Annotated in this window: 9 protein-coding genes; all 9 read right to left on the bottom strand. The window is 70.2% G+C overall.

Annotated features, from left to right (window positions below; translation table 11 throughout):
- Window positions 1-28: 28 nt before the first annotated feature.
- Window positions 29-1,165, bottom strand: coding sequence for a glycosyltransferase family 2 protein (locus ACH4S8_RS11900; RefSeq protein ID WP_398393161.1), 1,137 nt, complete (start codon window positions 1,163-1,165; stop codon window positions 29-31).
- Window positions 1,166-1,469: 304 nt separating this feature from the next.
- Window positions 1,470-3,575, bottom strand: a complete 2,106-nt coding sequence (locus ACH4S8_RS11905) for a hypothetical protein (RefSeq protein ID WP_398392612.1) — start codon at window positions 3,573-3,575, stop codon at window positions 1,470-1,472.
- A gap of 170 nt (window positions 3,576-3,745) precedes the next feature.
- Window positions 3,746-5,245, bottom strand: coding sequence for a D-ribitol-5-phosphate cytidylyltransferase (locus ACH4S8_RS11910; RefSeq protein WP_398392614.1), 1,500 nt, complete (start codon window positions 5,243-5,245; stop codon window positions 3,746-3,748).
- A 193-nt stretch (window positions 5,246-5,438) separates the two neighbouring features.
- Window positions 5,439-6,650: a hypothetical protein gene (locus ACH4S8_RS11915; RefSeq protein ID WP_398392616.1), complete on the bottom strand. Its 1,212-nt coding sequence runs from the start codon at window positions 6,648-6,650 to the stop codon at window positions 5,439-5,441.
- 118 nt (window positions 6,651-6,768) lie between these two features.
- A complete protein-coding gene (locus ACH4S8_RS11920) occupies window positions 6,769-8,319 on the bottom strand; it encodes an alkaline phosphatase D family protein (protein ID WP_398392618.1) in 1,551 nt (516 codons plus the stop codon).
- 525 nt (window positions 8,320-8,844) lie between these two features.
- Window positions 8,845-10,368 carry an FG-GAP-like repeat-containing protein gene (locus tag ACH4S8_RS11925; protein ID WP_398392620.1) on the bottom strand — a complete coding sequence of 508 codons (1,524 nt, stop codon included), beginning with the start codon at window positions 10,366-10,368 and terminating at the stop codon, window positions 8,845-8,847.
- A 317-nt stretch (window positions 10,369-10,685) separates the two neighbouring features.
- The gene (gene obgE, locus ACH4S8_RS11930) at window positions 10,686-12,122 is read right to left on the bottom strand and encodes a GTPase ObgE (protein WP_398392622.1); all 1,437 of its coding nucleotides are present in this window, start codon (window positions 12,120-12,122) and stop codon (window positions 10,686-10,688) included.
- A 234-nt stretch (window positions 12,123-12,356) separates the two neighbouring features.
- A complete protein-coding gene (gene rpmA, locus ACH4S8_RS11935; protein WP_037618784.1) occupies window positions 12,357-12,611 on the bottom strand; it encodes a 50S ribosomal protein L27 in 255 nt (84 codons plus the stop codon).
- A 16-nt stretch (window positions 12,612-12,627) separates the two neighbouring features.
- Window positions 12,628-12,948 (bottom strand): 50S ribosomal protein L21, encoded by a 321-nt coding sequence (gene rplU, locus ACH4S8_RS11940; RefSeq protein ID WP_164320786.1) that lies wholly within the window; start codon window positions 12,946-12,948, stop codon window positions 12,628-12,630.
- Window positions 12,949-12,978: the final 30 nt, after the last annotated feature.

A 12,978-nucleotide genomic window follows, 5' to 3' on the forward strand; every position in this document is an offset into this window, starting at 1 on the left:
CGCCGGGAGGAACCTCGGAGAGGCGGTCTCAGCGCCGGGGGCCGAGCACCCGCCGGGCCACCCGGCGCAGCCGCCGGAACGGCTTGGGGCGGGGCTTGAAGCCCTCGATGGTGACCGTCTCACGGGTTGTCGGGACGTAGCAGCTGTCCGGGACGCCCGCGCCCTCGTCACGGAAGTGCGGGTAGGCGAGGTAGACCTTGCGGCCGCGCGACTCCAGCACTATCCCCGGGGCCTTCTTCGACTTGACGAACTCCACCACGTCCAGGAGGAGATCGCCCCGGCCGCGGGCCACCAGGTGCAGCCGCAGCCGCTCGTGGACCTTGAGGCGGCCGGCGACACCCTCGTGCCAGTAGGCGTCCATCAGCGGCTTGGCCAGTTCGAGCTTGTGGCGGCGCACCTTCTCGCTCTGCTTCAGCAGACCGGGGCCGAACTGCGGGAGCAGCGTGATCAGGAACGGCCGGATCATCAGGGCGTCGCGGCGGGGACCCGCGGGCACGTGCTCGGCTATGAGGTTCATCAGCGCGCGGGCCGAGTCGAAGCGCAGGCTGTAACCGCCGCTCTTGGTCACGTGCTTGCCGTCGTCGCGGCCGACCAGGTGGTAGCAGTCGTAGTCGGCGATCACCGAGACGCCGTCGGCGCGGAGGTAGGCCTCCATCGTGAACAGCGCGTCCTCGCCGGTCTTCAGCGCCTCGTCGAAGACCATTGCGTGCCGGGTGAGCAGGTCACGGCGGAAGAGCTTCTGCGCGCTGAGCGTGAACTTGATGTTCGAGGAGAAGACGTCGGTACGGGGCAGGGTCTTGCCCCACATCGACTTCGGAGCCGTCCTGTTGACCCCGACGACCTTGCCGAGCACGACGTCCGTGCCCTGTTCGTCGGCCATGGCCACCATGCGTTCCAGCGCCTCGGGGCCGAAGTAGTCGTCGGCGTCCAGGAAGAAGACGTAGCGCCCCCGCGCCTTGCCGAGACCGACGTTACGCGGGCCGCTGGGGCCCCCGGAGTTGGCCTGCCGGATCACCGTCACGGACATGGCCGACCGCTCGGCGAACTTCTCCAGATACTCCCCCGTGCCGTCCGTGGACCCGTCGTCGACGGCGACGACCTCGATACGTTCCGGGCCGAGCGTCTGGTCCTCCACGGACTCCAGGCACTTCACCAGGTACGGCATTGCTTCGTACGCCCCGATGACGATGGTCACGTCGGGTTGCGTCACGTAATCCCCCTCGTTCGGGAAGTGTCACAAGAACATTTCCCCCTTATCACCTCAATCGCTACCTAGAAGACGACTGGAAGTACGAACCGGTTGCCCGGAACGACTCATTTTGTGACCCAGGTCACAGGAAACGTCGGGTGGCTTCTTACCCGTGAAGGCTCACAGAACGACGTAAGAGAAGCGGTGGAAGGCGTAAGAAACGGGCATGGCCCCGGGGAGAATTCCCCGGGGCCATGCCCGTGTGTGCCTATGGAGCGGATCAGCCGGTGACCGCGGCTTCGTCCGTCTCTCCGGTCACCCGCTGGGCGGGGACCGCGCTCGCGAGATCCACGTTCACGGCCTCGGCCGAAGCGATGCTCTCCTGGCCGCGGTTGCGCCGCTCGGCCTCGCGCGCCAGCTCCCGCACCGCGGAGTTGAACTGGTCGATGGAGGCCGGCTCGTCCGGGCCGAGCAGATAGCGCTTGAGCTCCTGGCGCCCGGCGGCCAGCGCGTCCGCGGACGGGTCGGCCACGGCCGTGAGCAACTCGCCCAGTTCGGCGGCCGAGTTGGACAGGATCACCGCGGCACGCACCGCGGTGTTCTGGCGCTTGAACTCCTCGACGCCGAGCTCCGCGGAGTCCGTGACGGCGTACGGCTTGCCGCTCGCGATGAAGTCGGAGACGACACTGGAGATGTCCGAGACCATCGCGTCGGAGACGTTGAAGCAGTCGTACAGGCGCGGTTCGGCGCCCGTGATGACGCGGTGCTCGGCGGTGCCGAAGGAGCGCCAGTAGACGTCGTTCCACTCGGCGCGCAGCCGGGCGATCTCGGCGTGCCGGGCCGCGTCGACCATGCCGTCACGGGTGGCCTCGGCCTCGTCGCCCTTCTCGCCGCCGGTGCCCGACAGCTCGGCGACACGGGCCTCGATGCGGGCCAGCTCGCCCTTGGCCTGCGCCTGGGCGGCCGCGTCGACGGCGAAGCGGGAGTCGGCGGCGCGCTCGGCGGCGGCCTTCTCGACCAGGGCGGTGATGCGCTTGTGCGCGGCCCCGGCCTCGGCGCTGACGGTGCCCGTGAAGGGGTGCGGCTTGTACAGGACACGGACCGGCGGGTCGGCCGCGACCAGCTTCTTCACGATGTTCTCACCGGCGAGCACGATCGAGGTGTTGCCGGGGTTGCCGTCCCAGCCCTCCCAGGTGGGGGCGTAGAGCACGGTGGGCATGCGGCCCTCGGGCACGCCCTGCCAGGTCTGGATCGGAGCCAGCTGCGGACGGCCGACCTCGACGATGTCGTCGTCGCGGACACCGACGTCGGCGATGGCGTAACGGTCGCGGCCCGCGCGGCCCGCGGTCCACACCTCGTCGTACGCCTTGCTGAACGGGTTGACGCTGGCGAGCTTGTCGCTGTCGCCGTGGCCGATGAAGACGTGCTGGATGGTGGGCACGCGCAGCATGTGGATGTTCTTGCCGACGTTCGCCGCGTAGAGCGCGACCCGCACCGTCGACAGGTCCATGTTCATCAGGTGCACCCCTCCGGGCACGCAGATGACCGGCACCGTGGTGGGCGCCATGCGCTCCAGGATCGCCCGCTCGCGGAGGATGATCAGCGGCCGGGTGTCCAGCTGCTCCATCGTCTCCAGCCACATGTTGACCTGGTAGGCGGAGTCCTTGGAACCCGAGAAGTAGAGCACCGTCTCCGGGCGGTAGTCGCCCAGCCAGCCGTCGACGGCCGCGAGGACCTTCTCCGCGTTCGGCGGGGTCTTCCGGCCGCGCACGAACGGGACGAGGGCCGCGACGTAGCCGAAGGCCAGCAGCAGCGACACGGCGACGCCCGCGAAGCCGTAGACGCTGTCGCCGGTCGCCCCGGCGACCAGGAGGCCGACGACGGCCACCAGGTCGAGGTGGAGCATCTTCTCCGCGGACCGGTGCAGCAGCCGGCGCGGCGGCGCGTCCGGGATGCGCAGGCGCGAGCCCAGGTCGACGTTGCGGGTGGCGACGGGCATCTTGCGGCGCAGGCGTATCAGCGTGATCAGCGCGCCGTGCGGTGCCTGGAAGCCGTAGAAGGCCAGGAAGCACGCGATGGCCGCGTAGAAGACCATGCTGTTCGACAGGTCCAGTCGCGCCAGGAGCAGGACGAGCAGCAGCTGCCGGATCAGGAACCTGATGGACAGACCGGCCCGCACCTTGCTGAGGCGGTTGACCAGATAGCTGCCGCGCCGGTGCAGATAGTGGTCCGCCAGATACGTCACGGCGGCCGCGGCCGCGAAGGCGCCGACGCTCGGCAGGAGCGCGGCGAGCATCAGAGCGGGGAAGCCCAGCATCATGAGGGCCGCCGCCGCCAGCTCGGCCGCGCTGCCCACCCGGGCAACGCGAATAGCGGTGGAAATCACGGAGAAACCTGCTCTTGAGGGGTGAGTGCCGGTTTGATACCAAAAAGTTCTTTTGATACCGAAAAGGGAACCAGAAGCGAAAAGTGAACTTTACGGACTCAGGCCCTTGTGATGACGCGGCGAACGCGTGAACACAAAGGCCTGAATTCCGAAAGACTATTCGTTTTTGATTATGCCACGCCGTCCTGGCGGTCCAGGACGCTGGCCAGAGCCGCCTCGAAACCGGAGGCCCGGCCCGCGCCCGCCGTCGGGTCCTGCTGACGGACGTCGATCACGTGACCCGTGAGCTCGGAGAGCAGGACGTCCAGCGAGGTGTGCGCGACGGCCTCGGAGGAGAGCAGCGAGCCCGCGGGCTCCTGGCCGAACGCCTTGGTGCGCATCGGGGTGGCGGTGCGCTCGGGGTTGATGCAGTTGACGCGGATGCCGTCGCCGGCCCACTCGTCGGACAGCGCCTGGGTGAGGTTCACCATGGCGGCCTTGGTGGAGGAGTAGAGGCTGTACTCGGCGCGGCCGCGGGTGTAGCTGCTGGAGGTGTAGAGCAGCAGCTGGCCCTTGCTCTCGGCCAGGTACTTGTAGGAGGAGCGGGCGATCTGCACCGGCGCCAGGTAGTTGACCTTCAGCGCTTCCTCGATGGTCGCGTTGTCCGTCTCGGCCAGCTTGCCGATGCGCAGCACGCCCGCGGTGTTGATGACGTAGTCGATGCGCCCGGTCTCCGCGTACGCCGTGGAGAGCGCGTCGTCGACCTCCTCGGGGTTCTCGACGTGCGTGCCGGTGGTGGAGCGGCCGAGCGCGTACGTCGTCGCGCCGTAGCCCTCGGCCAGCTCGGCTATGTCCTTGCCGATGCCGTACGAGCCGCCGAAGACGACGACGGTCTTGCCGGTGAGCAGCTCGCGGTAGGCGGCCTCGTCGGCCTGCTCGGGCGCGGCGGTGGAGGCGAGCTGGAAGAGCTTGTCGGCGATGAAGACGTCGACGGGCTGGGTGACCTTCATGTTGTACTCGTCGCCCGCCACGACGTGGATCGGCACGTCCGGCAGGTACCTGAGCACGACCGAGCAGTCGTCCGTGGCCTGGAAGTTGGGGTCACCGGCCGCGACCTGGTAGGCGCGGCGGATGGTGGACAGCTTGAACGCCTGGGGCGTCTGGCCGCGGCGCAGCCGGGAGCGGTCCGGGATCTCGGTGATGAACTCGCCGTCCTCGCCGTGGGTGCGGGTCACGATGATCGTGTCCGCGGACGGGATGGCGACGTCGACGGCCTGGTAGCGCTCCAGGGCCGTGACGCAGTCGTCTATGACGCGCTCGGACAGCAGCGGGCGCACGGCGTCGTGGAAGAGGACGTTGGCGTCCTCGCCCTCGGCCAGACCCTCGCCGAGGGCGGCGATGGCGCGCTCGGTCGTCTCGTTCCGGGTCGAGCCGCCCTCGATGACACGGGTCACCTTCGTGAAGCCCGCCTTCGCGACGATCTTCTCGACGTCCGGCACATAGCCCGGGGCCATGAGCACGATGATGTCGTCGATCGAATCGGCCTGCTCGAAGGTGGTCAGCGTGTGCTCGATGACCGCCTTGCCGGCGATCTTCAGCAGTTGCTTCGGAATCGACAGACCCACGCGCTGACCGGTCCCGCCGGCCAGGATCACTGCGGTGGTACGGGGCTTGGCAATGTGCTCAGACACAGGTGACCTACCTTGGGGCGACAGGGAACCCGGGAATGGTCCCACCTACGGTTACCGCCGTGCAAGGTGAGCGCCGTCCGCTGCATTTGTGCGCGCAACCGGGCATTCACCTTGCACACAGGCGACTTCGGGGACGCCGGACCGAATTGTCCGGATTTGATGTGAGTAACTCCACACGTCCCGTGCGCGTTCCTCACGTTCTTCTCAGACGCCTCAGCACCCGGTGACCGAGCACACGCACGAGTTCCCCCGACGGCGTCTGATGAACCGACCGGATCCCGTCGGTGCGCGCGGGCTCGGCGGCCACGGCGGCGAGCGCTCCGTACAGCGCCTGGGCCGCGGTCCCGGGGTCGATGCCCGGCGCGGCCGGCACGGTGGCGGCGCGCGGCGACGGCGGCGCCGACCGCGGTGACGGCGACGGCGGGGCGGACAGCAGCGCCGGGTCGCCGAGGACCCTTACCCCCAGGGCGCCGATCCGCCCGGCCATCTCCGCGCCGAGGGAGGCGGCCGCCTCCAGGGCCCACTCCGGGGTACGGATCCGGCCCCCGTCCGCCGGCGGACGGCAGACGTTCTTCATCCGCGGGACCGCGCCGCCCCGCACGAGCTTCGAATAGATCTCGTCCGGCAGTCCGTTGCCGCGGAATTCCCTGTTGAGGACCAGCAGCATTTCGGTCTCGGCCGGGGTCAGGGAGCGATCGGCCGTGTCCGGGACCTCCTCCAGGAGACCGCCGGGCAGGGCGAGCAGCGACTCGAAGGTGCGCATCAGACCACCGCGGTCGCCGTCGTCGACCACCACGACCGTGGTGTTCTCCGCGCCGACGACCCGCGTCCAGCGCTCGACGAGCCGGTCGTGGCGGTGCCGCCGCCAGAAGCTGGGGTTGGGCTTCTCGTACGGGGCCCTGCGCAGCATGTGGTCGAGCCAGTCCTCGTATCCCATGCGCAGGCCGTTCTGGACGTACTGCTGCCACTGCGAGGGCATGATCTTCGCCAGCGGGCGCAGGGTGACCAGGACGTGCACCCGGTCGCGGCCCAGGTCGCCGGCGATCCGGGCGGCGGTCGCGTCGTCGGGGGCGTCCGCGAAGAACTCGCTGCTGACCAGCGAGGTCCGCCCGCCGGTGGCGTGCACCGCGTCGACGAGCCGCTGCCAGTGCCGCTCGGCCGGCCGGACGTCGCCCATCATGCCGGGCCGGCCGCAGACCGCGAGGGCGGCCTCCATCGGATGTCTGCTGTGCGCGGGGAAGTCGACGCCGTGGGCGGCCATCGCGTCCTTCGCGGCGAACAGCGCGCCCTGGATCGAGGTGGTCCCGGTCTTGTGCGGGCCGATGTGCAGCAGCCGGGTCCCGGCGGGCAGTGGCCCGGGCCTCGCGGGAGCTGTCGTCTCAGGTGTCGAACAGTCGGTCTCCATGGTGAGAGGACGGTAAGGACGGATGCTGAACGCAGGCTGAGAATGCCCTGGGAATGCCCTGGGACTGCGGTGGGTCCCAGGGCGGCTCTCCCTCGTACGGGCCCGTGTGCCCGGTCCGTCACACGAGCCGTACGCCCGGCTCCCCCGCCTCGACCCGCAGCCGGGCCAGGGCGGTGGAGGCGGCGTCGGGCTTCAGCACCGTCTCCGCGACGCGCACCTGGGCGTCGATGCCGTCCCGCCGGATGTCGAAGAGGTGGTAGCCGCGGTGGGCGTCGATGAACTTCCAGTGCGGGTTGTCCGGCATCCGCGCGTCCCACTCCTTGTGGAAGGCGCTCTGGTCCTGGTCGCCGCCGCTGGAGATCGACGTCCCGACGAACTCGGCGCCCACGACGTCGGAGTCCGGGTCGGCGAAGTCCGCCTTGAGGTCGCTGATCATCGTGAGGTGCCGGTCGCCGCTGAGGACGACGGGGTTGCGGACGTCCGCGAACTCCTCCATGAGGGCGTTGCGTTCGGCCTGGTAGCCGTCCCAGGCGTCGTAGTACCAGAGCTTGCCCTCGCCGACCCTGAGGTCGGTCTCGGCCATCATGATCTGCGAGGCGATCAGGTTCCAGCGGGTGGGCGAGTGGCGCAGCCCGCGCAGCAGCCACTCCTTCTGCTCCGCGCCGAGCATGGTGAGCGCGGGGTCCTGCGCGCCTTCCTGGCCCGTCGCCTGGTCGCTGCGGAACTGCCGGGTGTCGAGGACGTTCAGCCGGGCGAGGCGTCCGAAGTCGAGCCGCCGGTACATCCGGATGTGCGGTCCGTCGGGGACCGCGGCGGCCCGGACCGGCATGTGCTCGTAGTACGCCTGGTAGGCGGCGGTCAGCCGGGCCACGAACGCGTCGTGCGTCTGCTTGTCGGGGTCCTGCGGGATCTGTCCGGCGAAGTCGTTGTCGACCTCGTGGTCGTCGAAGGTGACCACCCAGGGGGCGTTCGCGTGCATCGCCGCGAGGTGCGGGTCGCTGCGGTACTGGGCGTAGCGGTTGCGGTACTGGACGAGGGTGTACGGCTCACCGGTGCCCTCGTGCCGGCGCACGGCCGTCGCCGACGGCGAGGACTCGTAGATGTAGTCGCCGACGAACAGGACGACGTCGGGGTCCTGGTCGAGCATGTCGGCGTACGGGGTGAAATAGCCGTTCTGCCAGTTCTGGCAGGAGGCGAGCGCGACGCGCAGCGAGCCGCCGGCGCGGGAGGGGTGCGGCGCGGTACGGGTGCGGCCGGTCGGGGAGATCTGGCCGCCGGTGCGGAAGCGGTACCAGTACGCGCGGTCCGGGCGCAGCCCGCGGGCGTCGACGTGGACGCTGTGGCCGTACTCCGGGCGCGCCTGGGCGGTGCCGCGGCGCACCGGCTTGCCGAAGCGGGCGTCCTCGGCGATCTCCCAGTCGACCGGCACGGTGCGGTCGGGCATGCCGCCGCCGTTCAGCGGGTCGGGGGCGAGCCTGGTCCACAGCACGACCGCGTCGGGCAGCGGGTCACCGGAGGCCACACCGAGACTGAACACACCGTCGGGCAGGGGGGTTTCGGCCGCGCGTGCGGTGCCGGGCAGCCAGAGCTGGGCGGCGGCGGCGGCGCCGAGCACGGCGGCCGAGGCGGTGAGAAAGTGGCGGCGATCGCGTGAGACTGCTCCGGACATCGGCGAACTCCCTTGCGTCGGTTGCCTCTTGGACACCGGGAAGCCCACACGGCACAGCGGCCCACCTCTTGAACTCAGCGCATCGTATTCATGACGAACACACGAGCAACGAACGACCCGCCGCGACAGGGGATTTCGACGGTGCGCCGGCGGTCCCCGGAAGCCTCCGCCCGGAGACCGCCGACGGAACCGTCGTCTGTCGCGGCGGGCCTGACGCCCCGTCGCCCGACGCGGCGGACCGGACGCCCTGTCGTCTGCCGCGGCGTCCTCACGCCCCCTCGGCGGGCGAGGCCCGCCTCGGCTCAGTACGCGAAGGCCTGCCCCAGCCGGGCGCCCGTCGCCACCGTGCCCGGCACACCCGAGCCGAAGCCGTACGAGCCGAACGGGGTCACCCCGGAGGCGGCGGGCAGGGCCATGGCGCCGGTGACCGCCAGGACGACGGCCAGGGCCGTGCGCCGGGCTGCTGTGCGGGTGCTCGTCTCGAACTGCCCCCGGAATCCTGTGGGGGTCCGAAACGGGCCGGGGTCAGTCGCCGAGGGAGTAGCCGAAGCCGGAGCCGGCCGGTCCGGGGAGGCCCAGCGTGGCCCCGCCGAAGGAGACCGAACCGCTCGCCGTGATGCCGCCGGAGCCGGCGGAGAAGACCCACACCGCTCCGGTGCCCGCGTTCTCGCCCGGGTCGCCGACGACCAGGCCGTCCTTCTTGTCGCCGTTGCCGTCGACCAGGGCCGTCACGGCGCCGAAGCGGTCCAGCTTCTCGGCCGTGCCGGGCACGCCGGAGGTGCTCTGGGTGAACGCCTTGGCTCCGGTGCCGGTCAGCCCCGCGGCGCTGCCCCTGAGGACGAGCACGCTGCCGGCGTCGGTGACGGTGCCGACGTCCTCGCCGGGCAGTCCGGTCGCCACGTCGAGGTAGCCGTCGCCGTCGATGTCGCCGACGGACAGGCCGGCACCCATGCCGTCGCCCTTCTCGTCGGTGCCGGGCACACCCGGGGTGTCCTGGCTGATCCACACCGGCTTGCGGGTGGCCGAGACGCCCGCGGGGCCGCCGTAGACGACGCTCAGGCCACCGCCCTTGGTCGGCGCTCCGGCGTCGCCCGCACCGCCCGGGGCCGAGCGACCGACGACGATGTCGCCGTACCCGTCCTTGTCCAGGTCGCCGATCGCGATGTCCTCGCCTCCGACGGCGCGGCCCTGGGCGTCGTGCAGCAGAACCTTGTCGGTGAAGCCGTCCTTGCCGCCGACGAGCAGCGTCGTGGTGCGCGATCCCAGGTCCCCGGTGGTCACCGCGAGGTCGGCCACGCCGTCCCCGGTCACGTCACCGGCCGCCATCACCGGTTTGACCAGGTACTTCTGCGGATCGACGGTGAAGTAGTCCTTGCCCGCATTGCCGGCGCCACGGGTGAACGGGCCGTGCCGCACCGTCCCTTCCTCCTCGGCCGGGGCGTCCGGGTCCTCGGAGAGCCACCGGTCGGCACCCGCCGTCACCAGGTCGGGGTGCTTGTCGCCGTCGACGTCGCCGACGGTGAACTCCCCCCGCCACTCGTAGTGCGGGCTCCACGTGAGCTGAGTGGGAGCCGCCGACAGTCCTTTGGGGCCGCCCCAGTTGACGACCACGGAGTAACCGCTGTCCACGTCCATCATCGACACCGCCACGAACGAGAGCAGATCCGCGTATCCGTCGCCGTCGAGGTCGGCGCTCTGCAACCCGCAGCCGTAGCCGTACGCGGGAGTGTCGCCGCTGCCGTGTCCGGGCCAGGTCAGCACCTGCTTGCGTGCGGTGGACAGTCCGCCGGAGCCGCCGTACAGCACACTGACGGCCCCGGCGTTCTTCAGACCGCTCTCCGTGGTGTCCGGCGCCCCGATCGCCAGGTCGGGATAGCCGTCCCCGTTGAAGTCGTCGTGCAGCCGCTTGGCGCTCGGCGTGGTGGAGGCGGTCGTCGGCACCGGCACGGCGTTGACGGCGGGCACGGCCAGCGCGCCCGCGGCCAGCGCGACACCGGCGCCCATGAGGAAGGGCCTGCGGCGGGCGAAACGGGAACGGCGGTGGGACATGGGGATCCTGACCTGAGGGGAGCGACGGTTCCTGGAACAGCCGCTCCGACGGAGGGAAGGGGGCATGGCGAGCCTGCCGACGGGCGCGGCCGACCGGGTGGTCACGAGGTCGACCACCCGGCACGTCCTCACTCGTCCGAGCCGGGGCACATCCGATCGGGGTGTCCGGAACGCACGACGGGCGCGGAGAGGAAGATCCTCTCCGCGCCCGCTACGACTCGCGGCCCGGCTGTTTGGTTGTCCTGTGCCCGCCCGCGCTTTCCCTCGCGTTCACCCGGAACGGCCCGGCGGCGGGCACGCGGCCCGCCGGACGAGGCCTAGAACGGCTCGAAGTCGTCGTACTCCTTCTGCGACTCGTCCCGCTCGGCCTGCTGGTCGCGGCGGCGCTGGGCGGCGGGGCGCGGAGCCTCGAAGCGGTGGTCCTCACCGCGGCGGCCCAGCATCTCCGCACCGGCCATGACGGTGGGCTCCCAGTCGAAGACGACCGCGTTGTCCTCGGGGCCGATGGCGACGCCGTCGCCGGAGCGGGCGCCCGCCTTCATCAGCTTCTCCTCGACACCGAGGCGCGCGAGCCGGTCGGCGAGGTAGCCGACGGCCTCGTCGTTGTTGAAGTCGGTCTGGCGCACCCAGCGTTCGGGCTTCTCGCCGCGCACGCGGAAGAGGCCGTCCTCCTCCTGCGTCACGGTGAAGCCGGCGTCGTCGACCGCCTTCGGACGGATGACGATCCGGGTCGCCTCCTCCTTGGGCTTCGCGGCACGCGCGGCAGCGACCATCTCGGCGAGCGCGAAGGACAGCTCCTTGAGGCCCATGTGGGCGACCGCGGACACCTCGAAGACGCGGTAGCCGCGGCTTTCCAGGTCGGGGCGGACCATCTCCGCGAGGTCCTTGCCGTCCGGCACGTCGATCTTGTTGAGGACGACCATGCGCGGACGCTTGTCCAGGCCGCCGTACTGCTTCAGCTCCTCCTCGATGATGTCGAGGTCGGAGATCGGGTCGCGCTCGGATTCGAGGGTGGCCGTGTCCAGGATGTGGACGAGCACGCTGCACCGCTCCACGTGGCGCAGGAACTCCAGGCCGAGGCCCTTGCCCTGGCTGGCGCCGGGGATGAGGCCGGGCACGTCCGCGATCGTGTAGACGGTCTCGCCCGCGGTCACCACGCCCAGGTTCGGGACGAGCGTCGTGAAGGGGTAGTCCGCGATCTTCGGCTTGGCGGCGGACAGGACCGAGATGAGCGAGGACTTGCCGGCGCTCGGGTAGCCGACGAGGGCCACGTCGGCGACGGTCTTCAGCTCCAGGACGATGTCCTGCATGCCTCCGGGCACGCCGAGCAGCGCGAAGCCGGGCGCCTTGCGGCGGGCCGAGGCCAGCGCCGCGTTGCCGAGGCCTCCGCGGCCGCCCTCGGCGGCGACGTACGTGGTGCCCTGTCCGACGAGGTCGGCGAGGACGTTGCCCGCCTTGTCGAGGACGACCGTGCCGTCCGGCACGGGCAGGACCAGGTCCTGGCCGTCCTTGCCGGAGCGGTTGCCGCCCTCGCCGGGCTTGCCGCTGGTGGCCTTGCGGTGCGGCGAGTGGTGGTAGTCGAGCAGCGTGGTGACGGACTGGTCGACGACCAGGATCACGTCACCGCCACGGCCGCCGTTGCCGCCGTCCGGGCCGCCGAGCGGCTTGAACTTCTCCCGGTGTACGGAGGCACAGCCGTGACCTCCGCTACCCGCGGCGACATGCAGCTCGACGCGGTCCACGAAGGTGGTCATGTGGGGTGCCTCCAGCACTTCGGTTACATCGGTTACTTCGGCTACTTCAGTACGTACGCACTTCGGATGCCTCAGTACGTACGGAATGTCTCTTGCGTAACACGCGAAAGGCGGACCCTCTTCCCGTGGGGGAAGTGAGGTCCGCCTCGCGAAGAACTTCTGTTCTACGGAGCCTGGGCCCCGAGGCCTTCGATCCGGTCCGCGTGGAACCGGATCAGCCTCGACGGGACTGGATCAGGCGACCGGAACGATGTTCACGACCTTGCGGCCACGGTGCGTGCCGAACTCGACCGCACCGGCGGCCAGCGCGAACAGCGTGTCGTCCTTGCCACGGCCGACGCTGACGCCGGGGTGGAAGTGGGTGCCACGCTGGCGGACCAGGATCTCACCGGCGTTGACGGTCTGACCGCCGAAGCGCTTCACACCGAGCCGCTGAGCGTTGGAGTCGCGACCGTTCCGAGTGGACGATGCGCCCTTCTTGTGTGCCATGTCTCAGTCCCTACCCTTACTTCGCAGCCGCGGGGATCTCAGTGACCTTGATCGCCGTGTACTGCTGGCGGTGGCCCTGACGACGGCGGTAGCCGGTCTTGTTCTTGTAGCGAAGGATGTCGATCTTGACGCCCTTGTGGTGGTCCACGATCTCGGCCTGGACCTTGATGCCGGCAAGGACCCAGGGGTCGCTCGTCACGGCTTCGCCGTCGACAACGAGCAGGGTCGAGAGCTCGACCGTGTCGCCAACCTTGGCGGTGGGAATCTTGTCAACCTCAACGATGTCGCCGACAGCAACCTTGTGCTGGCGACCACCGCTGCGCACGATGGCGTACACGCGGATCTCTCTTTCGCTCGGAACGGAACC

This window comes from Streptomyces sp. NPDC021080 (assembly GCF_044333225.1).
Classification (GTDB): domain Bacteria; phylum Actinomycetota; class Actinomycetes; order Streptomycetales; family Streptomycetaceae; genus Streptomyces.